The 25,631-nt window shown below is 75.2% G+C and carries 21 protein-coding genes; all 21 read right to left on the bottom strand.

The annotated features are described in order from the left end of the window. Positions 1–50 precede the first annotated feature (50 nt). The 21 genes from dnaE to mraZ all read right to left on the bottom strand — a co-directional run bounded on the left by dnaE (position 51) and on the right by mraZ (position 25,266). The gene (gene dnaE, locus AS188_RS09045; RefSeq protein WP_058859842.1) at positions 51–3,539 is read right to left on the bottom strand and encodes a DNA polymerase III subunit alpha; all 3,489 of its coding nucleotides are present in this window, start codon (positions 3,537–3,539) and stop codon (positions 51–53) included. Positions 3,540–3,677: 138 nt separating this feature from the next. After that, entirely contained in the window at positions 3,678–4,625 is a 948-nt protein-coding gene (locus tag AS188_RS09040; RefSeq protein WP_058858576.1) for an RluA family pseudouridine synthase, read from the bottom strand. Beyond that, a complete protein-coding gene (lspA, locus tag AS188_RS09035) occupies positions 4,618–5,226 on the bottom strand; it encodes a signal peptidase II (RefSeq protein WP_058858575.1) in 609 nt (202 codons plus the stop codon). The genes AS188_RS09040 and lspA overlap by 8 nt, the downstream gene beginning before the upstream one ends. Before the next feature lie 22 nt (positions 5,227–5,248). Beyond that, the gene (locus AS188_RS09030; RefSeq protein WP_058858574.1) at positions 5,249–5,917 is read right to left on the bottom strand and encodes a DivIVA domain-containing protein; all 669 of its coding nucleotides are present in this window, start codon (positions 5,915–5,917) and stop codon (positions 5,249–5,251) included. Between the two features lie 99 nt (positions 5,918–6,016). Then, positions 6,017–6,307 (bottom strand): YggT family protein, encoded by a 291-nt coding sequence (locus AS188_RS09025; protein WP_058858573.1) that lies wholly within the window; start codon positions 6,305–6,307, stop codon positions 6,017–6,019. Further along, a complete protein-coding gene (locus AS188_RS09020; RefSeq protein ID WP_058858572.1) occupies positions 6,304–6,840 on the bottom strand; it encodes a cell division protein SepF in 537 nt (178 codons plus the stop codon). The genes AS188_RS09025 and AS188_RS09020 overlap by 4 nt, the downstream gene beginning before the upstream one ends. A 112-nt stretch (positions 6,841–6,952) precedes the next feature. Further along, positions 6,953–7,711, bottom strand: coding sequence for a YggS family pyridoxal phosphate-dependent enzyme (locus AS188_RS09015; protein WP_083529572.1), 759 nt, complete (start codon positions 7,709–7,711; stop codon positions 6,953–6,955). After that, complete coding sequence (locus tag AS188_RS09010; RefSeq protein ID WP_058858570.1) at positions 7,708–8,439, bottom strand: purine nucleoside phosphorylase YfiH/LACC1 family protein; 732 nt, start codon at positions 8,437–8,439, stop codon at positions 7,708–7,710. The genes AS188_RS09015 and AS188_RS09010 overlap by 4 nt, the downstream gene beginning before the upstream one ends. Before the next feature lie 90 nt (positions 8,440–8,529). Next, positions 8,530–9,771, bottom strand: coding sequence for a cell division protein FtsZ (gene ftsZ, locus AS188_RS09005; RefSeq protein WP_058858569.1), 1,242 nt, complete (start codon positions 9,769–9,771; stop codon positions 8,530–8,532). A gap of 242 nt (positions 9,772–10,013) precedes the next feature. Further along, positions 10,014–11,201 carry a cell division protein FtsQ/DivIB gene (locus AS188_RS09000; RefSeq protein ID WP_058858568.1) on the bottom strand — a complete coding sequence of 396 codons (1,188 nt, stop codon included), beginning with the start codon at positions 11,199–11,201 and terminating at the stop codon, positions 10,014–10,016. Then, on the bottom strand, positions 11,201–12,616 hold the full coding sequence (gene murC / locus AS188_RS08995; RefSeq protein ID WP_058858567.1) for a UDP-N-acetylmuramate--L-alanine ligase: 1,416 nt from the start codon (positions 12,614–12,616) through the stop codon (positions 11,201–11,203). Before murC ends, AS188_RS09000 begins: the two co-directional genes overlap by 1 nt. Next, on the bottom strand, positions 12,606–13,727 hold the full coding sequence (gene murG, locus AS188_RS08990; RefSeq protein ID WP_058858566.1) for an undecaprenyldiphospho-muramoylpentapeptide beta-N-acetylglucosaminyltransferase: 1,122 nt from the start codon (positions 13,725–13,727) through the stop codon (positions 12,606–12,608). Before murG ends, murC begins: the two co-directional genes overlap by 11 nt. Next, on the bottom strand, positions 13,724–14,959 hold the full coding sequence (gene ftsW, locus AS188_RS08985) for a putative lipid II flippase FtsW (RefSeq protein WP_058858565.1): 1,236 nt from the start codon (positions 14,957–14,959) through the stop codon (positions 13,724–13,726). The genes murG and ftsW overlap by 4 nt, the downstream gene beginning before the upstream one ends. Then, the gene (gene murD / locus AS188_RS08980) at positions 14,956–16,479 is read right to left on the bottom strand and encodes a UDP-N-acetylmuramoyl-L-alanine--D-glutamate ligase (RefSeq protein WP_058858564.1); all 1,524 of its coding nucleotides are present in this window, start codon (positions 16,477–16,479) and stop codon (positions 14,956–14,958) included. The genes ftsW and murD overlap by 4 nt, the downstream gene beginning before the upstream one ends. Then, positions 16,476–17,591, bottom strand: a complete 1,116-nt coding sequence (gene mraY, locus AS188_RS08975) for a phospho-N-acetylmuramoyl-pentapeptide-transferase (RefSeq protein ID WP_058858563.1) — start codon at positions 17,589–17,591, stop codon at positions 16,476–16,478. Before mraY ends, murD begins: the two co-directional genes overlap by 4 nt. Further along, entirely contained in the window at positions 17,588–19,153 is a 1,566-nt protein-coding gene (locus tag AS188_RS08970) for a UDP-N-acetylmuramoyl-tripeptide--D-alanyl-D-alanine ligase (RefSeq protein WP_083529361.1), read from the bottom strand. The genes mraY and AS188_RS08970 overlap by 4 nt, the downstream gene beginning before the upstream one ends. Beyond that, positions 19,150–20,799, bottom strand: coding sequence for a UDP-N-acetylmuramoyl-L-alanyl-D-glutamate--2,6-diaminopimelate ligase (locus AS188_RS08965; RefSeq protein ID WP_058858562.1), 1,650 nt, complete (start codon positions 20,797–20,799; stop codon positions 19,150–19,152). Before AS188_RS08965 ends, AS188_RS08970 begins: the two co-directional genes overlap by 4 nt. 93 nt (positions 20,800–20,892) lie before the next feature. Continuing rightward, positions 20,893–22,827 carry a peptidoglycan D,D-transpeptidase FtsI family protein gene (locus AS188_RS08960; protein ID WP_083529360.1) on the bottom strand — a complete coding sequence of 645 codons (1,935 nt, stop codon included), beginning with the start codon at positions 22,825–22,827 and terminating at the stop codon, positions 20,893–20,895. Positions 22,828–22,913: 86 nt separating this feature from the next. Beyond that, positions 22,914–23,624, bottom strand: a complete 711-nt coding sequence (gene ftsL / locus AS188_RS08955; RefSeq protein WP_236945113.1) for a cell division protein FtsL — start codon at positions 23,622–23,624, stop codon at positions 22,914–22,916. Continuing rightward, complete coding sequence (rsmH, locus tag AS188_RS08950; RefSeq protein ID WP_058858561.1) at positions 23,621–24,625, bottom strand: 16S rRNA (cytosine(1402)-N(4))-methyltransferase RsmH; 1,005 nt, start codon at positions 24,623–24,625, stop codon at positions 23,621–23,623. Before rsmH ends, ftsL begins: the two co-directional genes overlap by 4 nt. 209 nt (positions 24,626–24,834) lie before the next feature. Then, positions 24,835–25,266, bottom strand: coding sequence for a division/cell wall cluster transcriptional repressor MraZ (mraZ, locus tag AS188_RS08945; RefSeq protein ID WP_058859840.1), 432 nt, complete (start codon positions 25,264–25,266; stop codon positions 24,835–24,837). Between the last annotated feature and the right edge of the window lie 365 nt (positions 25,267–25,631).

The raw sequence follows: 25,631 nt of genomic DNA, 5'->3' as shown, positions 1-25,631 counted from the left end.
CGCTGGCCGGGCCGCGGCCGCCCGGTCCCGCCGGCGGCCGCGGCCCGGGCTCAGACCTCCAGGCAGGTGGGTCCGAGCAGGACCTTGAGGTCGCCGAACAGCGCCGGCGACGGGTTGACCCGCAGGTCCGGTCCCAGGCGCAGCACCTGCACCTTCTGCCGGGTCTCGAGGTGGATGCGCACCTCGGAGTCGCCGCGGTGGTTGCGCAGGACCGCGCCGATCTCCTTGACGGTCGCCTCGGTGGCCCGGAACTCCGGCAGCGCGATGAGCACCGGCCCGCTGTGCCCGTCGGCGCTGAGCTCGGGCACGGTGAGCTCCTGGGCGGAGATGGTCACCGAGCCGTCGTCGCGGCGCTGCAGCCGGCCCTTGATCACGCAGATCAGGTCCTCGGCGAGCACGCCGGCGATGGGCGCGTAGGCCTTGCCGAAGAACATCACCTCGATCGAGCCCGTGCGGTCCTCGAGCTCCACGCGGGCGTAGGCGTTGCCGGAGGTCTTCGCGATCCGCCGCGACAGGGAGGTGATCATCCCCGCGACCGTCACGACGGCGCCGTCGGGGCGCCCGTCCTCCCCCAGCAGCGGCTGGACCGCGGTGTCCGCGTACTGGCCCAGCGCCTCGTCGAGCCCGCGCAGCGGGTGGTCGGAGACGTAGAGCCCCAGCATCTCCCGCTCGAAGGCGAGCAGGTCCTTGCGCTCCCACTCGGGCACCTCCGGGACCGCGACGGTCAGGGACGCCGTCGGGTCGTCCTCGTCCAGGCCCATGCCGCCGAACAGGTCGAACTGGCCGGCGGCCTCCTGGCGCTTGACGGCCACGGTCGCGTCGACCGCCTCCTCGTGGCACATCACCAGCCCCCGGCGGGTGTGGCCGAGGCGGTCGAAGGCCCCGGCCTTTACGAGCGACTCGATGGTGCGCTTGTTGCACACGACGGCCGGGACCTTCGCCAGGAAGTCGTTGAAGGAGGTGAACTCCCCCTTCTCCTCGCGGGCCTCGACCATCGCGGTGACCACGTTCGCGCCGACGTTGCGCACCGCGCCCATGCCGAAGCGGATGTCCGTGCCGACGGGGGTGAAGTTCAGGGCCGACTCGTTGACGTCCGGGGGCAGGACGGTGATGCCCATCCGCCGGCACTCGTTGAGGTAGAGCGCGAGCTTGTCCTTGTCGTCGCCCACCGAGGTCAGCAGCGCGGCCATGTACTCGGCCGGGTAGTGGGCCTTGAGGTAGGCCGTCCAGTAGGAGACGAGCCCGTAGGCGGCGGTGTGGGCCTTGTTGAACGCGTAGTCGGAGAAGGACTCCAGGACGTTCCACAGCGTCTGGCAGGCGTCCAGGGAGTAGCCGTTGGCCTGCATCCCCTCGAAGAAGACCGCCTGCTGCTTGTCCAGCTCGGACTTCTTCTTCTTGCCCATCGCCCGGCGCAGCAGGTCCGCCTGGCCCAGGGAGTAGTTGGCCAGCTTCTGCGCCGCGGCCATGACCTGCTCCTGGTAGACGATCAGCCCGTAGGTGGTGTCGAGGATCTCCGCGAGCGGCTCCTCGAGCTCCGGGTGGATCGGGGTGATCTCCTGCTGGCCGTTCTTGCGCAGCGCGTAGTTGGTGTGCGAGTTCACGCCCATGGGCCCGGGCCGGTACAGGGCGAGCACCGCCGAGATGTCCTCGAAGTTGTCCGGGCGCATGAGCTTGAGCAGCTGGCGCATCGGCCCGCCGTCGAGCTGGAACACCCCGAGGGTGTCGCCGCGCCCCAGCAGCTCGTAGGAGGCGGCGTCGTCGAGGGCGAGGGTCTCGAGGTCGAGCTCGAAGCCGTCCCGGTTGAACGCGATGTTCTCCAGGGCGTCGGAGATGATCGTGAGGTTGCGCAGGCCCAGGAAGTCCATCTTGATCAGCCCGAGCCCCTCGCACGTGGGGTAGTCGAACTGCGTGATGACCTGGCCGTCCTGCTCGCGGCGCATGATCGGGATGACGTCGATGAGCGGGTGCGAGGACATGATCACGCCGGCGGCGTGCACGCCCCACTGGCGCTTGAGGCCTTCGAGGCCCTGGGCGGTCTCGAAGATCTTCTTCGCCTCGGGGTCCTCGGCCAGGATCTCGCGCAGCTCCTCGGCCTCCCCGTGGCGCTTGGCGGAGGAGTCGTAGACGTCCTTGAGGGAGATGCCCTTGCCCATGACGTCCGGCGGCATGGCCTTGGTGAGCCGCTCGCCCATGGAGAACGGGTAGCCGAGCACGCGGGAGGAGTCCTTCAGGGCCTGCTTGGCCTTGATCGTGCCGTAGGTGACGATCATCGCCACCCGCTCGTCGCCGTACTTCTCGGTGACGTAGCGGATCACCTCGGAGCGGCGGCGGTCGTCGAAGTCGACGTCGAAGTCGGGCATGGACACGCGCTCGGGGTTGAGGAAGCGCTCGAAGATCAGCCCGTGGTCGAGCGGGTTCAGCTCCGTGATGCGCATCGCGTACGCGACCATGGAGCCGGCCCCCGACCCGCGGCCCGGGCCCACGCGGATGCCGTTGTTCTTGGCCCAGTTGATGAAGTCGGCCACGACGAGGAAGTAGCCGGGGAAGCCCATCTGGACGATGATGCCGATCTCGTAGTCGGCCTGGCGCTGGCACTCCTCCGGGATCCCGCCCGGGAACCGGTGGTGCATGCCCTTCTGCACCTCCTTGACGAACCAGGACTCCTCGTCCTCGCCCTCGGGCACCGGGAAGCGCGGCATGTAGTTCGCGGAGGTGTCGAACTCGACGTTGCAGCGCTCGGCGATCTCGAGGGTGTTGTCGCAGGCCTCGGGGAAGTCGCGGAAGAGCTCGCGCATCTCCGCCGGGGACTTCAGGTAGAACTCGTCGGCGTCGAACTTGAACCGCTTGGGGTCGGCCAGCGTCGAGCCCGACTGCACGCACAGCAGCGCCGCGTGGGACTTCGCGTCCTCGGCGTGGGTGTAGTGCAGGTCGTTGGTCGCCACGAGCGGCAGCTGCAGGTCCTTGGCGAGCCTGAGCAGGTCCGAGGTGACCTGCTTCTCGATCCCGAGCCCGTGGTCCATGAGCTCGCAGTAGAAGTTCTCGGCCCCGAAGATGTCGCGGAACTCGGCCGCGGCGGCCCGGGCCTCCTGGTACTGGCCCAGGCGCAGCCGGGTCTGGACCTCCCCGGAGGGGCAGCCGGTCGTGGCGATCAGGCCCTTGCCGTAGGTGCTGAGCAGCTCCCGGTCCATGCGGGGCTTGTACAGCTGGCCCTCGAGGGAGGCCAGGGAGGAGGCGCGGAAGAGGTTCTGCATGCCCTCGGTGGTCTCCGCGAGCAGGGTCATGTGGGTGTAGGCGCCGCCGCCGGAGACGTCGTCGCGCCCGCCGTCGGCGAACTTCACGCGCGTGCGGTCGCCGCGGGCGGTGCCCGGGGTCAGGTACGCCTCGACGCCGATGATGGGCTTGATCCCGGCGTTGCGGGCCTTGTCCCAGAAGTCGAAGGCGCCGAACACGTAGCCGTGGTCGGTGCTCGCCAGGGACGTCATGCCGAGCTCGTGGCAGGCCTCGAAGAGGTCGTCGAGGCGGGCCGCGCCGTCGAGCATCGAGTACTCGGTGTGCACGTGCAGGTGGGTGAAGCTGTTCTTGCCGGTCGCCGTCGTCACCCGACCAGTGTAGTGGCCCGCGCCGGCCGCGCCGTCGCCGCCCGGGGCCCGCACGGGCGGGCCCCGGGCCCCGCCGGGTCAGGCGGGGCCGCCGTCCCGGAGGGTCTCCAGGGCGAAGGCGAGGTCCGGCGGGTACGGGCTCTCGTACTCGACCGGCTCGCCCGTGCCGGGGTGCTCGAAGCCCAGCCGGCGGGCGTGCAGCCACTGGCGGGTCAGGCCCAGCCCGGCGGACAGCGCCGGGTCGGCGCCGTAGGTCAGGTCCCCGCAGCAGGGGTGGCGCAGGGCCGCGAAGTGGACGCGGATCTGGTGGGTGCGCCCGGTCTCGAGGTGGACCTCCACGAGGGCGGCGCGCCCGAAGGCCTCCAGCACCTCGTAGTGGGTCACCGCACGCCGGCCGTCCTCGACGACCGCGAAGCGCCACTCGTAGCCGGGGTGCCGGCCCACGGGGGCGTCGACGGTGCCGCGCAGGGGGTCGGGCAGGCCCTGGACCACGGTGTGGTAGACCTTCGTGACCGTCCGCTCCTTGAACGCCCGCTTGAGCAGGGTGTAGGCGCGCTCGGTGCGGGCCACGACCATCAGCCCGGAGGTCCCGACGTCGAGCCGGTGCACGATGCCCTGCCGCTCGGGCGCGCCCGAGGTGGTGATCGCGATCCCGGCCCCGGCCAGGGCGCCGACGACGGTCGGGCCCCGCCACCCGGGCGAGGGGTGGGCCGCGACGCCCGGGGGCTTGTCCACCACGACGATGTCGTCGTCGAGGTGGACCACCCGGAAGTCCTCCACGAGCTGCGGGACGACCGCTCCGGGGTCCTCCGGGACGGGCACGTGCACGACGAGGGTCTGCGAGGCCTCCACGCGCGCGGACTTGGTCAGGGCCCGGCCCCGGTGCAGCACCCGGCCCTGGGCGCACAGCTCCGCGGCGACGGTGCGCGACAGGCCGGTGAGGGCGGCCACGGCGGCGTCCGCCCGGGCGCCCTCGAGCTCGGCCGGGACGGTGAAGCGCTCCTCGGTGTGCGCGGGCTCAGCCACGGGCCTGCTCCTCCGGCCCGGGCGCGCCGGCGGGCTGCCCGCCCCCGGGCGCCGCGGTCCCCCCGGCGCCGCGCCCGGTCCTCGTGCCGTCGAGCTCGCGGCCCAGCAGGGTGAGCAGGACGACCAGGCCCACGCCCACGACCACGCCGCAGTCGGCGACGTTGAAGATGGCGAAGCGGGGCACGGCGATGAAGTCCACCACGTGCCCGACGCCGAAGCCGGGCTCGCGCAGCAGCCGGTCGGTGAGGTTGCCCAGGGCCCCGCCGAGGACGAGCCCCAGGGCGAGGGCCCAGGCGCGGGAGCGCACCCTGCGCAGCGTGACGGCGACGGCGACGGAGACGACCGCCATCACGAGGGTGAACACCCAGGTGATGTCCTCCCCGAGGGAGAACGCCGCCCCGGGGTTGCGGATGAACTGCCACCACAGCAGCCCGTCGACGACGGGCACGCGCACGCCTGGCACGAGCTGGGCGACGGCCCACCACTTGGTGAGCTGGTCCAGGGCGTAGACCAGCAGGGCGGCCCCGACAGCGAGGGGCAGCACGGCGCGGCGGGCGGCGGGCGCGGGGCGGGCCGCGGGGTCCCGGGGGCGGTCGGTCATGGTCTCCTCGGCCGGGTCCGGCTCAGGCGCGGTCCGCGGGGACCTCCGCGGACGGCTCGGGCTCGAGGGACGGGGTGGCGTCGAGGTCGCGCAGCTGGTCCTGGATGTAGTCCTTCAGTCCCGTGCGGTAGCGCTGCTCGAACTCGCGCAGCCCGGCGACCCGGGTCTCGAGCTCGCTCTGCTCCTGCTCCAGCACCGACAGCGTCTGCTCGCGGGTGCGGCGGGCGTCCTCGACGAGCTCCTCGGCCTGGGCGCGGCCCTCCGCGACGAGGCGGTCGCGCTCGGCGGTGCCCTCGGCGACGTAGTCGTCGTGCAGCTTCTGGGCCATGGCGAGCACGCCGGCGGCGGACTGGGCGGCGTCCGGAGCCGCGGTGGCCGGCTCGGCCGCCGGCTCCGCGGCGGCCGCGGCGCCGGAGGACTCCTCGGCATCGGCCGCCGGGGCGGCGGGGGTGCCCGCGGCCGGGCGGGGCTGCTCCTCGGCGGGCGCGGCGGCGGGGGCCGCCTCCTTCGGGGCGACGGGGTGGCCCGCGGCCTCGAGCTGCTTCTTGAGGTCGGCGTTCTCCTGGTTCAGCCGGCGCAGCTCCACGACGATCTCGTCGAGGAAGTCGTCGACCTCGTCCTGGTCGTAGCCCTCGCGGAACTTGGTGGGCTGGAACCGCTTGTTGATGACGTCTTCGGGGCTCAGGGCCATGGGGCTCTCCTCCTCGGGAAGGGCGGGCGCGGCGACGGGCGCGCCCGGTGGCGGCGGGGGTCCGCCCGGTCCCCAGGCTACCGGGGCCGGGCCGGCGGGTCAGACGAGCAGGGAGCCGACGATGCTCTGCACGATGCTGACCGCGAAGATCAGGATGAGGAAGCCGAGGTCCAGGGCCACGCCGCCGAAGCGCAGCGGCGGCACGAGGCGGCGGAGCAGGCGCATCGGGGGGTCCGTGAGCGTGTAGACGGCCGAGGCCACCACGAGGGCGGCACCGCGGGGCCGCCAGTTCCGGGCGAACATCTGCACCCAGTCCAGGACCAGGCGGCCCAGCAGCGCCACGTAGACGAGGTGCAGGGCCAGGTACAGCACGGACAGCAGCAGGCTCATGGGGTGTCCCGGTCCTCGCGGTCGTCGTCGGTCCCCTCCGCGTCCTCGGCGGGGCCGGCCTGGCCCACGACCTCGACGTAGGACGGGGTGAGCAGGAACACCTTGCCGGTGACCCGCTCGATGGACCCGTGCAGCGCGAACACCAGTCCGGCGGAGAAGTCGACGAGCCGCTTGGCCTCGGCCTCCCCCATGTCGGAGACGTTCATGATGACGGGCGTGCCCTCGCGGAAGGCCTCGCCGATGGACTTCGCGTCGTTGTAGGACCGGGGGTGGACCGTGGTGATCGTGCGCAAGGTCGAGCTGTCCTCTCGGGAACGGGCGCCGGCCCGCTTGATGGGGGTGACCGGGGCCCGGTACTCCGCGGGGCGCCGCGTCGCGACGGCGGCGGCCGGCTCGGGGGTGCGGGCCTCCCGCGGCTCCTCGCGGACCGCGACCGCGGACGAGTGCTCCTCACGGGCCGGTGCGTCGTCGTAGTCCTCGTCCGTCTCGGCCAGGCCGAGATAGATCATGGTGCGGCGCAGGGCTCCGGCCATGGTGCTCTCCTTGGGGAAGGTCTGTCGGTGCGGATGTCGGCGGTGGGGGAAGGACCGTGATCCTGGGCGGCGCCGTGCCCGTCGGGGGACCGGGTGCGGGCCGTCCTCCAAGCTATCCTACGGGCGGCCGGGGACCGAGAATATCCGAGCCGACGCGCACGTGCGTGGCCCCCCGGGCGACCGCCTCCTCGAGGTCCTGGCTCATGCCCGCGGAGACCGCACTGGCCCCCGGCAGGGCCTCCTGCAGCCGCTGCGAGACCTCCCGGAGCCGGTCGAAGGCGGGCCCGGGCTCGGCCCCGAGCGGGGCCACCGCCATGACGCCGCCCGCGCGCAGTCCCTCGGTGTCCTCGATCCGGCGGGCGAGCTCGACGACGTCCTCGGGGCGGGCTCCCCCGCGGTGCTCCTCGGCGTCGAGGGAGACCTGCACCAGGCACACGAGGTCCGCGGTGGCGCACGGGCCCGGCTCCTGCTCCCCCGCCGCGGCCGCCTCGCGGTGACGGGCCACGGCCCGGCCGAGGGCGTCGACGAGCGAGGCGCGGTCCACGGAGTGCACCCACGAGGCGTAGCGCACGACCGACCTGGCCTTGTTCGACTGCAGCTGCCCCACGAAGTGCCAGGCGGGCGGGTCCTCGACCAGCGCGCGGACCTCCCGGGCCTTGGCGGCGGCCTCCTGGTCGCGGTTCTCCCCGACGTCGCGCACGCCCAGTCCGTGCAGGCGCACGACGTCCGCGGCGGGGAAGAACTTGGTCACGGCCACGAGCACGGGCTCGGCGGTCCCGGCCGCCGCGGCGGCCGTGCGCACGCGCCGGCGGACGCGCTCGAGGGCGGCGGCCAGCTCGCGGGTGCGGGCGTCGTCGGGGGCGGCGCTCACGCGGCACGCTCCCCGGCGGCGGACCGCCACACGAGGCCGGCGATCCGCCCGGAGGCGGGGTCGCGGCGGTGGGAGGAGAGCCCCTCGTTCTCGAGGGTGCACGCCGGGCCGGGCCCGCCCTGCGGGGTGCGCACGGCCACGCCCAGGCGTCCGAGGACGTCACGGGCGCCGGCGGGCAGGTCGAGGGCCGGGGTGCCGTGGCGCGTCGTGGCCGCCGCGGCCGGCAGGTGCCGCAGCGCGTCGGCCTGCATGGCCGCGGGGACCTCGTAGCAGGCCCCGCACACGGCGGGCCCGATCCAGGCCCGCAGCCGCTCCGCCCCGCGCGCGCGCAGCCGGTCCACGGTGCGCTCGAGCACGCCCTCCAGCAGGCCCCGTCGTCCGGCGTGGGCCACCCCCGTCACCGGCCCGGCGGGGGACGTCCCGGCGAGCAGCACGGGCACGCAGTCGGCGACCATCACCGCCAGCGGCGTCGCGCCGGCGCTGACCGCGGCGTCCGCCCGCGGGACCTGCGGGCGGTCCGGGGCGTCGGCGTCGACGACGTCGGTGCCGTGCACCTGGTCGAGGAACAGCAGCGTGCCGCGGGGCACGCCCATCTCCCGCTCGAGGACCGCGCGCCGGGCCCGCACCGACTGCGGGTCGTCGCCCGTGTGCAGCGCGAGGTTGCCCGCCGCGCGGTCCGTGAACGCCACCCGGACGCCGTCCCCGGCGTCCTCCTGCCACCAGAACACCTGGCTCCTCCTGCTCCTGCTGCCTGACGTGCCGTTGCGCGGACGGCCGGGGGCCGGGCGCGCGGTGCGCGCCCGGCCCCCGGCCGGTGCTCACTTCAGGAAGTCGGGGAAGTCCAGGGAGTCCTTGCGGGCCGGGCCCGCACCGGTCTCGGCCTCCGCCGGGAGGTCGACGTCGAACCCGGCGTCGTCGGGCACGTCGTCGTTGGCGGCCGGCTGGGCCCACTTCTGCGGGGCCGGCTGCTGGGCGTAGGAGGGCGAGCCGCCGCGCTGCGGGGCACGGCCGACGCCGGCGGGCTGCGCCGCGCCGGAGCCGAAGGCCGCCCGGGTGCTCGCGGCCTGCTGCGCCGCGGGGCTGGTGTTGTTGGCGTTGGTCTCGGGGCTCACCGAGTCGAAGCCGGCCGCGATGACGGTGACGCGGGCCTGGTCGCCCAGGGCGTCGTCGATGACGGCGCCGAAGATGATGTTGGCCTCGGGGTGGGCGACCTCCTGGACCAGGCGGGCGGCCTCGTTGATCTCGAACAGCCCGAGGTCGGACCCGCCCTGGATGGACAGCAGCACGCCGTGGGCGCCGTCGATGGAGGCCTCCAGCAGCGGCGAGGCGATGGCCAGCTCGGCGGCCTTGACCGCACGGTCCTCGCCCTGGGCGGAGCCGATGCCCATCAGCGCGGACCCGGCCCCCTGCATCACCGACTTCACGTCGGCGAAGTCGAGGTTGATCAGCCCCGGGGTGGTGATCAGGTCGGTGATGCCCTGGACGCCGGAGAGCAGGACCTGGTCGGCGGACTTGAACGCGTCGAGCATGGAGACGTTGCGGTCGGAGATCGACAGGAGCCGGTCGTTGGGGATGACGATGAGGGTGTCGACCTCGTCGCGCAGGGTCTCGATGCCGTTCTCGGCCTGGTTGGAGCGGCGGCGGCCCTCGAAGGTGAACGGGCGGGTGACCACGCCGATGGTCAGGGCCCCCAGGGAGCGGGCGATGCGCGCGACGACGGGGGCGCCGCCGGTGCCGGTGCCGCCGCCCTCGCCGGCGGTCACGAAGACCATGTCGGCCCCCTTGAGGACCTCCTCGATCTCCTCGTGGTGGTCCTCCGCCGCCTGCCGCCCGACGTCCGGGTTCGCGCCGGCGCCGAGGCCGCGGGTGAGCTCCCGGCCGACGTCGAGCTTGACGTCGGCGTCGCTCATCAGCAGGGCCTGCGCGTCGGTGTTGATCGCGATGAACTCGACGCCGCGCAGCCCCTCCTCGATCATCCGGTTGACGGCGTTGACGCCGCCGCCACCGATTCCGACGACCTTGATGACGGCCAAGTAGTTCTGGGGGGTGGAGGAGTCCATGGGTACCTAACTCGAGAGGATGGCGGGTCCGGGTTCGCGAACCGATCCTCAACCTTCGATCGAAGGTCGAATCTTGCATCGTTCGGCGGCTCCCCGGGGAGTGTCGATGTCGGCCCAAGCCTAACAACCCCCGGGTGCCCCTGCACGACAACGCGTCCCGATGCCGACACTTTTCGCCGAAACCGCAGGCGGCGCCGGGTTCGCGCCCAACTCTCAGGCTCGTGCGGAGGGTCAGGCCCTGCTCAGCGCACCACGGGGCGGGTGGGGCTGGAGACGTCGTAGGTCTCGACCCCGCTCGCGGTGCCGCGGGCCTCGACGAGCTCGCGGAGCACCTGCGCCTTGAGCTCGCTGTCCTCGGCCGTGCCCCACACCACCGTGCGGCCGTCGGCGAAGTCCAGCTCCACGGAGGACAGCGACTCGGCGGAGGCCGCGCTGAGCTGACCCAGCACGGACTCGGGCAGGGCGGCCAGCACCCCGGCGATCGCCTCGAAGCGCTCGGTGCCCAGGACCTCGGGCCCGCCCTCCACGACGGGGACGCCGGCCTCCTGCGCGGTCGCGGCCGTGCGCAGCTCGACCCCCTCCGAGTCGACGACCGAGAACTCCCCGCCGTCCGCGACGGCGGCGACCGGCACCCGCTCCTGCAGCTCGACGACGAGGCGGTGCGGCGGCTCGAGGACGACCTCGATGGAGCGGACCTGGGGCACGGCGTCGACGGCGTCGCGGACCTCGTCCTCGGAGACCCGCGGCAGCGGCACCCCGTGGTAGCCCGCCAGGGCCTCCTCGACGCGGGCCGGGTCCGTGAGCTCGGCCCCGCGGACCTGGACCTCGCGCACCGCGAGCAGCGGGGTGAGGAACAGGACGCCGGCGAGCACGGCGATCAGCACGAGGGCGGTGAGGACCCCGGCGAGGCGGCGGCGCCGCCGGCGGGACGCGGACGGGCCGGGGAAGGCGACGACGGTGGAGCCGCCCGGTCCGGCGGTCCGCTCCGCCGCACCGGCGGGCGGGACGGGTGCCGGCGCCGGGGGCAGGTCGTCGGCGCGGCGGGAGGCGGTGAGGGTGCGGGCGGCCGCCCGCTCCTGCCGGGTCCGGCGCCAGGCGCTGAACCGGCCGCCGGCGTCGGGCACCTCCTGCAGCGCCTCGTCCTCGGCCAGGGGGGTGACCTTGGCGTCGTCGTTGACGCGGATCCGTGCCGCCGGCGGGCCCGCCTCCTCCGGCACCTGCGGGGTCCGCGCCTGCGGGGCCTGCCCTGCGGGGGTGTGCTCCGCCGGGGCGTCGCCCCGGGGCGCGCCGGCCCCGGGGACCCCGTCCTCGCTCCCCCGCGGGTCCTCGGCCCGCGCGGCGTCGGGGGCCTCCTGCCCCGCGGCCTCCGGGCGGGGGTCCTCCGGGTCGCCGCCCAGGTGCGGCTGGTGGGGCCGGCCGTGCCGGCTCATCAGCGCTCCCGCGCGCGGTCCGCGAGCTGCTCCAGGAGCCGCGGGCCCAGGGCCGTGACGTCGCCGGCGCCGACCGTCAGGACGAGGTCCCCGGGGCGGGCTGCCGCGGCGGCGCGGGCCACGGCCTCGTCGGCGCCCGGGACGTAGTGCACGTGGCCGGGGGCGCGGGAGGTGATGACCTCGCTCGTGAGCCCGGGCACGGGCTGCTCGCGGGCGGCGAAGACGTCGAGGACGAACGCCTCGTCGGCCAGGGCGAGGGCGGCGGCGAACTCGGCGGCGAACTCCCGGGTGCGGGAGAACAGGTGCGGCTGGAAGACGACGAGCACGCGGTTGTCCCCGGCCACCTCCCGGGCCGCGGTCAGCGCCGCGACGACCTCGGTCGGGTGGTGGGCGTAGTCGTCGACGACCCGCACGCCCCCGGCCTCGCCGCGCAGGTCGAAGCGGCGGGCGGAGCCGGTGAAGCCGGCGAGCCCGCGGGCGGCGTCCTCGGGCGGGGCGCCGGCCTCGACGGCGGCGCACAGGGCCGCGGCGGCGTTGAGGACGTTGTGCCGCCCCGGCACGCCCAGCTCCAGGGGCAGCTGCCGGCGCTCCGGGCCCGTGCCGAGCACGAGGGTGCTGCGGGTGGCCAGGCCCTCGGCCGTCCCGGGCAGCACGCGCACGTCCGCGCCGGGGTCGGTGCCGTAGGTCACGACCCGCCCGCCGGCGGCGCGGTGGCGCTCGGCCAGGGCGCGCGACCCGGCGTCGTCGGCGCAGGCCACGAGCAGCCCGCCGGGGGCCAGGGTCGCGGCGAAGTCGTCGAAGGCGCGCTGGAAGGCCTCGGCCGAGCCGTAGAAGTCGAGGTGGTCCGGCTCGATGTTCGTCACGACCGCGATGCGGGGGCCGTACCTGAGGAACGAGCCGTCGGACTCGTCGGCCTCGGCCACGAACCACCGGCCCGCGCCCAGCGCCGCGTTGGAGCCCAGGTCCGCCACGTGGGCGCCGATGGCCCACGAGGGCTCCAGGCCCGCGGCACGCAGGGCGACGGCGGCCATCGAGCTCGTCGTGGTCTTGCCGTGGGTGCCGGCGACGGCGACGACGTCGCGGCCCTGCATCGCCGCGGCGAGGCCGTCCGAGCGGTGCAGCACCCGGGTGCCGGCGGCGCGGGCCGCGGCGTACTCGGGGTTGTCGGCGGCGATGGCCGTGGAGACGACCACGGTGTCCGCCCCGGCCACGTTCTCGGCCCGCTGGCCCACGTGCACCGTGGCGCCGAGGGCGGCCAGCTCGCGCAGGGCCGGGGAGTCCTGCCGGTCGGAGCCGCTGACCGCGGCGCCGCGGGCGAGCAGGAGCTTGGCGACCGCCGACATCCCGGCCCCGCCCATGCCGACGAGGTGGATCCGGCCCAGCCGCCCGGGGTCGAGGACCTGCTCAGCGCTCACGGGGGACCTCCTGGAGGATCAGACGGGCCAGCACGGCGTCGGCGTCGCGCACGCCGTGGGCGCGGCTCGCCGCGGCCATCGCGGCGAGGCGCTCGCGGTCGGCGGGCAGGGGGTGGACGTTCGCGCGCCACCACTCGGGGGTGAAGGCGTCGTCGGCCACGACGCGGGCGGCGCCGGCCTCGACGAGCGAGCGGGCGTTGAGGGCCTGCTCGCCGTTGCCGACGGGCAGGGGCACGAACACGGCGGGCAGCCCGACGGCGGCGACCTCGGAGACGGTCGCGGCCCCGGCCCGGGCCACGAGCAGGTCGGCGGCCGCGTAGACCCGCTCCATGCCGTCGACGTAGTCGACCTGCACGTAGCCGGGCGCGGCGAGGGGTGCGCCGTCGGCGCCGGTGAGCTGCTTGCCGCGGCCGGTGACGTGCAGCAGCTGGTAGCCGTGGCCGGCGACCTCCCCGGCGACCTGCGCCACCGTGCGGTTCATCGCCAGCGCGCCGGAGGACCCGCCCGTGACCACGACGGTCGGCAGGTCCGGGTCGAGGCCGAAGGAGGCGCGGGCGCCGGCGCGCAGTGCGGCCCGGTCGAGGCCGGAGACCTCCCGGCGCATGGGCATGCCCACGGTCACGGCCCCGCGCAGGGGCGTGCCGGGGAACGCGGTGGCCACGGTGCGCGCCCACCGGGCGCCCACCCGGTTGGCCAGCCCCGGGCGGGCGTTGGCCTCGTGGACGACCAGGGGCAGGCCGCGGCGGGCGGCGGCGAGGTAGACGGGGGTGCACACGTAGCCGCCGACGCCCACGACCACGTCGGGGCGGATCCGGTCGAGGATCGCGCCGGCCTGGCGCACGGCCCGGGCGAGCCGGGCGGGCAGGCGCAGCAGGTCCGCGGAGGGCCGTCGCGGGAGGGGCACGCGGTCCACGAGCTCCAGCTCGAGGCCGGCGGCGGGCACGAGCCGGGTCTCCATCCCGGAGGCGGTGCCCACGGCGGTGAGCCGCACGCCGGGGGCCTGCTCGCGCAGCGCGGCGGCGACGGCCAGCAGCGGGCTCACGTGCCCGGCGGTGCCGCCGCCGGCGAGCAGGACGGAGGGCTCGCGGGGAGCCGGGTCGGTGGGGGTCATGGGCGTTCCTTGCTGGGGGTGCGGGGGCGGGGTGACCCGGAGGGGACGGGGATCCGGCGCGGCAGGCGGGTGAAGGACATCACCACGCCCACGGCCGCGAGGCTCATCATCAGCGACGACCCACCGTAGCTGATGAACGGCAGGGGGACGCCGATGACCGGCAGCACCCCGGTGACCATCCCGATGTTGATGAACGCCTGGCCCACGAGCCAGGTCACGACCCCGGCCGTGGCCAGGCGCACGAAGGGGTCGCGGGCGCGCAGGATGACCCGGGCCATGGCCAGGGCCATGAGCGCGAACAGGGCCAGGATCAGCACCGTGCCCAGCAGGCCGAGCTCCTCGCCGATGATCGAGAAGATGTAGTCGTTGTGCGCCTCGGGCACGTAGTTGTACTTCAGCCGCGACTGGCCCAGGCCCACGCCCCACCAGCCGCCGGAGGCGAGCGCGTTGAGCCCCTGCTGGGCCTGCCAGCAGGCGTCGGTGGCCCCGCACTCCCCGAAGAGCCACCCGGTGATCCGGTCCACGCGGTGGGGGGCCGTGGCCACGGCCAGCGCCCCGAGCACGGCGGCGCCGGCGGCGGCGATGCCGAACAGGCGCAGGGGCGCCCCGGCGAAAAACAGGGCGGCGGCGTAGATGAGCACGAACACCAGGACGGTGCCCATGTCCTGCCCGAGCGCGACCATGAGCACGGGCACGCCGAAGCCCGCCGCCGAGGGCCACAGCGCCCGGCGCCAGTCGCGCACGGCGCTGCCCTGCCGGGCGAGCACGGCGGCCAGCCACACGCACAGGGCGAGCTTGGCGGCCTCGGAGGGCTGGAAGCTCTGCCCGCCGACCACGATCCAGTTGCGGTTGCCGTTGACGGTGCTGCCCAGCCCGGTGAACACGAGCCCCAGCAGGGCCACGGCCAGCCCGAGCAGCCAGGTGGCCCCGCGCCGGTACCAGGCGGTGGGCACGAAGGAGAGCGCGAACATCAGCGCCACCCCCAGGCCCGCGTAGACCGCCTGCTTCAGGAAGTAGGAGTAGGCGGAGCGCTCGGCGGAGATCGACTCCACCGCGGAGGCGGAGAGGACCATCATGATGCCGATGGCGGTCAGGAGCAGGACGGACCCGGCCAGGGCGTAGTAGGAGTGGATCAGCGGCCCCTCCACGACGGCCCGCCAGAACCGGCGGACCCCGCGGGCCGAGCCGCGGGCGGCCTGCTGCACGCCGGGGCGGTCCTGGAGGGCGGTCACGTCAGCCGCTCCACGAGCTCGGCGACCTCCCGGACGAACGCGTCCCCCCGGTGGGCGTAGGAGCCGAACTGGTCCATGGAGGCGGCGGCCGGGGCCATCAGCACCGTGTCGCCCCGGCGGGCCTGCTCGTGGGCCAGGCGCACGGCCTCGGCCATGACGGCGTCGCCGGCGGTGCTGCCGGGCTCCCCGGCGTGCAGCACCGGGACCTCCGGGGCGTGCTCGGCGAGGGCGGCGAGCAGGGCGTCGTTGTCGGTGCCGATGAGCACGACCGTGCGCAGGCGCCCGGCGTGGCGGGCGACGAGCTCGTCGTAGCGCACCCCCTTGGACAGGCCCCCGGCGATCCACACGACGGTCTCGAACGCGGACAGGGAGGCGTCGGCGGCGTGCGGGTTGGTGGCCTTGGAGTCGTTGACCCACACGACCCCGTGGGTCGTGGCCACGGGCTGGATGCGGTGCGGGCCGGGCTCGTGGGTGATCAGCCCCTCGCGCACGGCCTCGGGGGCGACGCCGGCGGCGCGGGCGAGCGCGGCGGCGGCGAGCGCGTTGGCCACGCCGTGGCGGGTGGGGAACGGGCCGGTGTCGGCGACCGAGGCCAGTTCCAGGGCGGCGGTGCGCCGGTCCTCGAGGAAGGCCCGGTCGACGAGGAGGTCCTCGACCACGCCGAGCATGCTCACGTCCGGGGTGTCGAGGGTGAAGCCCACCGCCCGGCAGCCCTCGACGACGTCGGCCTCCTCGACCATCCGCAGGGTCTCGGGCTGCTGGGCGTTGTAGACGCACGCGACCCGGGTGTTCTCGTAGACCCGGGACTTGTCCGCGGCGTAGTTGGCGTAGCCGCCGTGCCAGTCGACGTGGTCCTCGGCGATGTTGAGCACCACGGAGGCCAGCGGGGAGACCGAGTGCGTCCAGTGCAGCTGGAAGCTGGAGAGCTCCACGGCGAGGACGTCGTACTCGACGGGCTCGCGCAGGGCGTCGAGGACCGGGGTGCCGACGTTGCCCACGGCGGCCGCCCGCAGCCCGCCCGCGCGCAGCATGGCGGCGGTCAGGCCCACGGTGGTGGTCTTGCCGTTGGTGCCGGTCAGGCACACCCACTCGGCGGTGCGCCGCCCGGCGCGCTCGCGCACGCGCCAGGCCAGTTCGACGTCGCCCCAGACCTGCACGCCCGCCGTGACGGCGGCCCGCAGCAGCGGGTGGTCGGGGCGGAACCCCGGGGAGGTGACCACCAGCTCGGGGCGGGCCCCGTCCACCTGGGGGAGGGCGTCGTAGGCGCCCTCCCCCAGGTGGACGTCGGCGGCGCCGACGATGCGCAGGGTCTCGGCCTTCGCGCGGGTGGCCGGGGTGTCCGCGCCGTCGACGACGACGACGCGCGCACCCAGCTCCACGAGCGTGTCGGCGGCGGCGAAGCCGGAGACGCCGATCCCGGCCACGACCACGCGCAGCCCGGACCAGTCGGCGTCCCAGCTGGTGAGCCCCGCCAGGCGGGGGTCGTCGAGGACGGGGTTGTCGTTGTCCGCGTGGATCACTGGACCATACCTCCGTGGGAGAGCAGCCAGTCGCCGTAGAAGACGCCGAGCGCGGCTGCCACGAACAGCCCGGCGATGATCCAGAACCGGACCACGATGGTGACCTCGTTCCAGCCCTTGAGCTCGAAGTGGTGCTGCAGCGGGGCCATCTTGAAGATGCGCTTGCCGCCCGAGAGCTTGAAGTAGCCGACCTGGAGGATCACCGAGACGGTGATGACCACGAACAGCCCGGCGATGAGCACGAGCAGCAGCTCGGTGCGGGTCAGCACGGCGAAGGCGGCGAGCGCGCCGCCGAGGCCGAGGGAGCCGGTGTCGCCCATGAAGATCTTCGCCGGGGAGGTGTTCCACCACAGGAAGCCCACGAGGGCGCCGACCAGGGCGGCGGCGGTCAAGGCGAGGTCGGCGGCGTCGCGCACCTCGTAGCACACGCCCTGTGCACCGGTGGCGCACAGGTGGGTGTTCTGCCACATGGCGATGAGCATGTACCCGCTGAACACGAGGATCGAGGCGCCGGTGGCCAGCCCGTCCAGGCCGTCGGTGAGGTTGACGGCGTTCGTGGTGGCGGTGGCGATGAGGTTGACCCACACGACGAACAGCACGGCGCCCACCGCGGGGCCCGCGAAGGCGAGGTCGAGGGCCGTGTCGCGGGTGATCGAGATGGCGGAGGAGGCGGGGGTGGACCCGTCCGGGCCGGGCACGAGCAGCACGAGCAGGGCGAAGGCGACGCCGATCAGCCCCTGGAGCACGATCTTCCCGGCGGCGGAGAGGCCGAGGTTCTGCTTCTTGGCGATCTTCTTGTAGTCGTCGACGAAGCCGACCGCCCCCATGCCCAGCATCAGCAGCAGCGCGCTCAGGCCCGAGAGGGTGACGCCCCCGTAGGAGGGCCACAGCAGCCCGGAGACGAGGTGGGTGAGCCCGTAGGCGACCACCACGGAGCCGAGGATCGCCACACCGCCCATCGTGGGGGTGCCCCGCTTGGTGTGGTGGCTGGTGGGCCCGTCGTCGCGGATGAACTGGCCGTAGCCGCGACGGGCGAGGAACCGGATGAAGGCGGGGGTGCCGAACAGGGACAGCAGCAGCGCGAGGCCGGCGGCCATGAGGATCTGGATCACGGACGCTCCTCCCCCGCGGCCAGGGGGGCGTTGACGAACGGGCCGGCGGAGCGCCAGTGGTCCCCGCGGGCGGGGGCGTCGTTGGGCGGGGCCGGGTCCTGGTGCGCGGGCCCGCCGGCCGCGGCGACGCGGTCGCCGAGCAGGCGCAGGCCCGCGGCGTTGGAGGACTTGAACAGGACGATGTCGCCGGGGGCGAGCTCGTGGCGCAGGATCTCCTCGGCCTCCTCGGCGCTCGCGACCCAGGTCGCCTCGTTGCCCCACGAGCCCTCGAGCTGGGCGGCGTCGTAGACCGGGCGGGCGAGCTCGCCCACGGCGACGAGCTTGGAGATGTTCAGGCGCACGACCATCCGCCCCAGGGCGTCGTGGTCCTCGACGGTGGTCTCCCCGAGCTCGTGCATGCCGCCGAGCACGGCCCAGGTGCGGCGGGCCGGGGCGCCGGCGGTGCCGCGGCCCAGCTGCGCGAGGGTCTGCAGGGCGGCCCGCATCGACTGGGGGTTGGCGTTGTAGGCGTCGTTGACGACCGTCACGCCGTCGGCGCGCTCCGTGCGCTCCATCCGCCACCGGCTGGCGGGGCCCTGGGCGCTGAGGGACGCGGCGATGCGCTCGGGGGCGACCCCGGCGACGAAGGCCGCCGCCGCGGCCGCGAGCAGGTTGCTCACGTGGTGCTCCCCGATCAGCCGGGAGCGCACCGGGTGGGCGGAGCCGTCGGGCAGGTGCAGGGTGAACTCGGGGCTGCCGCCGGGGCCCAGGCGCACCCCGGAGGCGTGCACGCGGGCGGCGGGCACCTCGGGCTGGGTGTTCTCGGGGGACTCCCCGAAGAACACCACGGGGGCCGCGGTGCGGGCGTGCATGAGACGCACGGCCGGGTCGTCGTCGTTGAGCACGGCCACGCCGTCGGCCCCGAGGGCCTCGACGAGCTCGCCCTTGGCGCGGGCGATGTTCGCGACCCCGCCGAACTCCCCGGCGTGGGCCGAGCCCACGCACAGCACGATGCCGATGTCGGGGCGGACCATGCGGCAGAGGTAGTCGATGTTGCCGATGCGGGTGGCGCCCATCTCGACCACGAGGTAGCGCGTCCGCGCGTCGGCCTCGAAGACGGTCAGCGGCACGCCCACCTCGCCGTTGTAGGACCCGCGCGGGGCGACCGTGGGGCCCTCGGCCCCGAGGACGCCCTTGAGCAGGTCCTTGGTGGTGGTCTTGCCGACGGAGCCGGTCACGGCCACGACGGTGAGCCCGTGCTCGGCGCGCAGCTGCGCGACCGTCCACGCGGCGAGCCGGCCCATGGCCTCGACGACGTCGGGCACGAGGACCGCGGGGTACACGGCGCCGGCGGCGTCGCGGACCTCCCGCTCGGCCAGCGCCAGCACGGCCCCGGCCGCGAGCGCGGCGCCGACGTACTCGTGGCCGTCGGTGACCTCGCCCGGCTTCGCGACGAACAGGGTGCCCGGGCGGGCCTCCCGCGAGTCGGTGGTGACGTGCTCGACGGCGGGGCGCTCCTCGGCCCCGCCGACCGTGCGCCCGCCCGTGACCTGCGCGATCTGCGCGGCGGTCATCTCGATCATCGGTCCTCCCAACGGCCCTGCTGCGCGTCGGCCAGTGCGGCCCGCAGCTCGTCCCTGTCGTCCAGCGGATGGTCCACGCCCAGGATCTCCTGGACGGTCTCGTGGCCGCGCCCGGCCACGAGCACGGAATCCTCCGGCCCGGCCATCGCGACGGCGGCCCGGATGGCCACGGCCCGCGGCGCGAGCACGAGCACCTCGGCGGCCCGGGCCCCGGCGGCCGCGCGGGCGCCGGCGGCGACCTCCTCGCGGATCCCGGCGGGCTCCTCGTCGTGCGGGTCGTCGTCGGTGACGATCACGACGTCGGCGTGCCGGGCGGCGACCTCGCCCATCACGGGGCGCTTGGAGCGGTCGCGCTCGCCGGTGGCGCCGAAGACCACGATGACCCGGCCCCGCCCGTCCGGGGGCTCGACCGCCGTCAGGGCCCGGCGCAGGGCGTCGGGGTTGTGGGCGAAGTCGACGACGGCGGTGGGCCCGGTGCCGATCAGCTGCATCCGGCCGGGCACGTCCGTGGTCAGGGGGTCGAGCTCGTCGAGGGCCCGCTGCAGGCGCTCCGGGTCGGCCCCGCCGGCCAGGACCATCAGCACGGCGAGGGCGGCGTTGGCGACGTTGAAGTCCCCGGGCAGCCCGGTGGCGGCCCGCACGAGACGCCCGTCGCGGTGGCGCAGCTCGAAGGCGTGGCCGATGCCGCGGCGGTCGAGGGCGCCCAGCGTCCAGTCGGCGCCGCGGCGGGCGGGCCCGGCGTCGTCGTCGGCGGGCAGGCCGCCGCGCAGGGCGAGGACGTCGACGTGCTCGGCGCCGAGTTCGGCCCGGGCGTGCTCGGCCATGCGCAGGCCCCAGTGGTCGTCCTCGTCCTGGACGACGACCACGGCCCGGCGGGTGCGCGCGGGGGTGAACAGGCGGGCCTTGACCGCGAAGTACTCCTCCATGGACCCGTGCAGGTCGAGGTGGTCCTGGGTGAGGTTGGTGAAGCCGGCGACGTCGTAGCGCACCCCGTCCACGCGGGAGAACTCCAGGGCGTGGGAGGAGACCTCCATGGAGGCGGCGGTGATCCCGCGCTCGCGCATGACGGCGAGCAGGGCGTGCACGTGGGGGGCCTCCGGGGTCGTGAGCCGGGAGGGCACGGGCTCGTCGCCGGCGAGGATCTCGATCGTGCCGATCAGGCCGGTGCGGTGGCCGAGGGCGCGCAGCAGCGCGTTGGCGAAGTACGTGGTGGTCGTCTTGCCGTTGGTGCCGGTGACGGCCAGCAGCAGCGGGGCCGTCCCGTCGGCGGGCTGCGAGTCGTAGACGTGCGCGGCGAGGGCGCCCACGGCGCGGCGGGGCTCGGCGGCGACGACGGCGGGCAGGCCGGTGCCGGCCCGCTCCAGCAGCCGCAGCCCCTCGGGGTCGGTGAGCACGGCGGCGGCCCCGGAGCGCTCGGCCGCGGCGGCGAAGGCGGCGCCGTGGGTGCGGGCCCCGGGCAGCGCCGCCCACAGGTCCCCGGGGCGCAGGCCGCGGGAGTCCAGGGAGATCCCCGTGACCTCGGTGGCCGCGGCGCCGGTCGCGAGCTCCCCGCCGGCGAGCCGGGCGACCTCGTCCAGGCGCAGGGGCCGGGGGCGGGTGGGTCGCAGGGTCTGCGCGTCGGGTCCCGGAGGGGCTGTCGCGTCCATCAACGTCCTTCGTGGTCGGTCGGGCGGCGGGGGTCGTTCCGCCCTGGGGGGTGCGGCGGGGCCGGGGTCGGCCGGGCACGGCGCTACGGAAGTCTAGCCGTCCTCGTCGACGGGCCTGGACGCCGAGCGGTCGGCGGCGCCCGCCGGGGCGGGGTCGGCGCCGGGCTGCTGCCCGGCCGGGTCGTCGTCCCCGGCGGGCTCCTGCGCCCCGGCCGCGGCGTCCTCGCCGGTCTCCGGGTCGTCCTCGTCGACATCCGTGCGCAGCGGGATCTCCACCGGCTCGGTCGTCGAGGGCGGCACGCCGTAGTGGCGCAGGACCTGGCCCATGATCGTGCTGAACGTCGCGGTGGTGCCGATGGTGCGCACGTCGCCCTCGGGGCGCTGCATCGTGACGGCCACCAGGTACTGGGGGTCCTCGATCGGGGCCACCCCCACGAAGGAGGTGGTGTAGCCGTCGTAGCCGCCCTCGGCGCTCGGCGCCTCGGCGGTGCCGGTCTTCCCGCCGACCCGGTAGCCCTCGACGGCGGCCTCCTTGGCCCCGCCCTGGGTGACGGTGACCTCCATCATGTCGAGGACCTGCTGGGCGGTCTCCTCGGAGACGATCCGCTCCCCCTCGGGCCGCTCGACGGCGTTCTCGGTGCCGTCGGGGCCGATCACCGCGTCCACGATGCGCGGCTCGACCTGCACCCCGCCGTTGCCGATGGCCTGGAAGATCGTGGCCGTGCGCAGCGGGGTCTGGGCCACGCCCTGGCCGAAGAGCACCGTGTACTGCTGGCGGGGGTCCCACTGGTCGGCGGGGGCGAGGATGCCCGGGGACTCCCCCGGCAGCTCGATGCCGGTGGCCTCCCCGACCCCGAAGCGGGCCATCCAGTCGTGGCGCTGCTGGGGGGTGAGCTTGCTCCCGACCATCACGGTGCCCGTGTTCATCGAGTCCGCGATGATCCCCGCGAAGGTGCGGTCCTGCTCGCCGTGGTCGAAGGCGTCGGTGATCTTCTCCCCGTCGATCTCCAGGAACGGCGGGACGGTGATCTCGGTGTGCGGGGTCACGAGGCCCTCCTCGACCGCGGCGGCCGCGGTGAGGATCTTCTGGGTGGAGCCGGGCTCCACGGCCTGGGTGACGGAGCGGGCGGCCAGGTCCTCGGCCTCGGCGGCGCCCGGGTCGTTGGGGTCCACGGTCGAGGAGTCGGCCAGGGCGAGCACCGCGCCGTCGGAGATGCGCATCACCACGGCGCTGCCCCACTCGGCGTCGAGCTCCTGGGCCCGGGCCGTGACGGCCTCCTGGGCGAAGAACTGGACCTCGCTGTCCAGGGACAGCCGCACGGAGGAGCCGTCCTCCACGGGCGTCTCCTCGGTCGGGGCGACCGGGATGCGCACGCCGTCGGCGCTGATCTCGTAGGTGCGCCGCCCGTCGGTGCCGGAGAGGACCTCGTCCATGGACTGCTCGATGCCGCCGAGGGCCTCCTGGTCCCCGCCCATGAACCCGACCACGCTGCCGGCGAGCGGGCCGTCCGGGTAGATGCGGTCGGAGGTGGGCTGGCCGTAGACGTAGGGCAGGCCGATCTCCCGCACGGCGTTCCACTGCTCGGGGGTGACCCCGCGGGCCACGTAGGCGAACTTCTCCTCTCCGTCGAGGGCGTCCTTGACCTCGGTGTCCGGCAGGTCGAGGGCGTCGGCGAGGCGGTAGACGGCCTGGGTGGGGGTGACGGTCTCGCTCGTGCCGTCGGCCCGCGGGCGCTGGAACTCCCGCACCAGGGTCTGGTCGACCGTCACGTCGTAGCGCTGGAGGGTGCGGGCGAGGACGTTGCCGTCGGCGTCGCGGATCTCCCCGCGCAGGGCCGGGACGGTCTCCGTGCGGGAGCGCTCGGCGGCGGCGGACTCGGCGCGGCCGCCGACGTCGAGGCCCTGGACCCACACCAGCCGCACGCCCAGCACGAGGAGCAGGGTCAGCACGAGCGCGAGGCCGACGTGGCTGCGGCCGATCCCCCGGTCCGCGAGGGCGCGTCCGGTGCTCGAGCGTGCGCGTGCCACGTGGGTGCCTCGTTTCCTGGTGCGTTCGGGGGCGTGCGGACGGTCCCGCGGGCGGTGGCCGCGCGGGTGCGGGACGGGGTCCCGGCTCAGCTGCCGGGGGCGCGCTGCTGCGGGGCCTCGAGGGCTCCGCCGCCGGCCTCCGCGCGGGCGGCGGCGCGGGCCTTCTCGGCCTCGGCGCGGTCCTGCTCCGCCTTCTCCCGGGCCCGTTCCTCGGCCCGCTCGGCCGCCCGGTCGGCGGCCTCGGACCCGGTCTGGTGCGGGTGCTCCACGAGCACCTCGTGGTCCTCCTGCGGCTGCGCCGGCAGGGGGTCGCCCTCGACGCTGCCGTCGGTGAGGTCGACCGTGCCGGAGCCCTCGGCGGGGACCATCCCCAGGTCCGCGGCCATCACGGCGAGGTTCTGCGGTGCGCTGTAGAACTCGAGGTCCTGGGTCAGGGCCTCGTTGCGCTGGCTCAGTGCCTGCTCCTCGGCCCGCAGCTCCACGAGCCGGTACTGCCCGCCGGAGATCTGCACGTTGAGCACCAGGATCGTGGCCAGGGCGACCACGAGGGCCAGCAGGCTCACGGCCACGGTGGACACCCGTCGGCGCCGGGCCCGGGCCGGCACGACCGTCAGCGGCGCCCGGTCGGGGCCGGAGCGCTCCGGCACCCCGGGGGTGCGGGGGGCGGGGGCCTCCAGCCGGCGCGCCGCGCTGCCGTCCGTGGGCGGGCGGTGGGTGCGGCGGGCCGCCCAGGCGCCGACGCCGGGGCGCCGCTCGCCCCGCAGGGCCGGTCGTCGCTGCAGTCCGGTTGCGCTCATGCCCTGGTCCTCTGTGCCTTCTGTGCTGCGTGCTGGGGGGTGTCCTCCCGGATGCGCTCGACGGCCCGCAGCCGCGCCGACGCGGCGCGGGGGTTCTCGGCGATCTCCTCCGGGGTGGGGGTCTCGGCCCCGCGGGTGAGCACCCGCAGGGTGGGCCGGTGCTCCTCGAGCTCCACGGGGAAGCCCTTGGGCGCCGAGGAGGCCGCACCGCGGGCGAAGGCCTGCTTCACGATGCGGTCCTCGAGGGAGTGGTAGCTGAGCACGACGACGCGCCCGCCGGTGGGCACGGCGCCGAGGGCGGCGGGCACGGCCCGGCGCAGGACGTCGAGCTCCTCGTTGACCTCGATCCGCAGGGCCTGGAAGGTCTGCTTGGCGGGGTGGCCCTTGCGGTGCTGGGCCGCCTGGGGCACGGCCGCGCGCACGACGTCGACGAGCTCGCCGGTGGTGCGCAGCGGTGCCTGGGCCCGGCGCTCGACGAGGGCGCGGGCGATGCGGGCCGCGAACCGCTCCTCGCCCCAGTCCCGCAGGATCCGGCGCAGCTCGGCCTCGGGGTAGTCGTTGACGACGTCGCGGGCGGTGCGGGTCGCTGAGCCGTCCATGCGCATGTCGAGCGGGGCGTCGTAGGAGTAGGCGAAGCCGCGCTCCCGCTCGTCGAGCTGGAGGGAGGAGACGCCGAGGTCGAACAGGACGGCGTCCGCGCGGGCGAAGCCGTGCTCGGCGAGTGCCTCGGGGATGCGGTCGTAGGTGGCGTGCACGGGGTGGAACCGGTCGCCGAAGCCGGCCAGGCGCGCACCCGCCAGGGCGTGGGCCTGGGGATCGCGGTCGATGCCGACGAGGTGCAGGCCGGGGAAGCGCCGGAGCAGGGCCTCGGAGTGCCCGCCCATGCCGAGGGTCGCGTCGACCGCGACGGCCCCGTCCTCCTGGAGCGCCGGCGCCATCAGGTCCAGGCAGCGCTGGAGCAGCACGGGGACGTGCCGCTGCTCGGCGGGGCGTTGCGCCATGGGCTCTCTCTTCGGCGGTCGGTCGGGTCGGCCGGCGCCGGGCGACGCCGTGGGACGGGGGTGGGCGGTCCAGGATCAGAACCCCATCCGCTGGCCGACCCTCGAACCCGGCCTGGCTCAGGGGAAGGTGAGCCAGGACGGTGACGGCTGTGCGGCTGGAGATCTCATCCGGGACGCGGTCCCGGGGTGCGTGCTCCGCGGCGCGCGGCTCAGAAGAGCCCCGGCACCACTTCCTCCTCGGTGTCGGAGAAGACGGCCTCCTTCTCGTTCAGGTAGTCGTTCCAGGCCGTGGCGTCCCAGATCTCGGCGCGGGTGCCGGCCCCGATGAAGGCCAGCTCCCGGCCGAGTCCCGCGTACTCCCGCAGCGGCGGCGGGATGGTCACTCGGCCCTGCTTGTCCGGGACCTCGTCCGAGGCACCGGAGAGGAAGACGCGGATGTAGTCCCGGGCCTGCTTCGAGGACAGCGGTGCCGCCCGGAGCTGCTCGTGGACCCGCTCGAACTCCCGGTGGCTGAAGACGTAGAGGCACCGCTCCTGACCGCGGGTCAGGACGAGCCCGTCGGCCAGCTCCTCGCGGAACTTGGCCGGCAGGATCACGCGGTTCTTCTCGTCGAGGCGGGGTGAGTACGTTCCGAGGAACATGCCCACCGCCTCTCCAGCCCGAGGGTTCTCCCGGTCCTCTTCTGGGCCCCACTTTACTCCACTTCACTCCCCGGTCAACGAACGCGCGGTCCGAGGAGGCGGTGCGGCGCGGCGGACCGGCCGTGGTCGCCCGGGCGTCGCGAAGGCCGCTCCCCCGGCGCCGCCGGGGCGTCGCCGCAGGTGGGAGCCGCCGCCGCGGATCGCACGGCCGCTCCCGCGGTGCTGCGGCGGCGGCCGGGCACCGGGCGGGGAGCGGTGTGGGGGCACGGCGCGGCGGGCGGGGCGCGGTGCGGGCAGGACCCGGCCGGAGCACGGCGGCACGCCCGTCCGGGGCCCGGTGGAGCACCGCGGGGAGGGAGGTGGGG

This window comes from Kocuria flava (assembly GCF_001482365.1).
GTDB lineage: Bacteria > Actinomycetota > Actinomycetes > Actinomycetales > Micrococcaceae > Kocuria > Kocuria flava.
The sequence above is the reverse complement of the archived record's forward strand: the minus strand, read 5'-3'. Positions and strand labels throughout refer to the sequence as shown.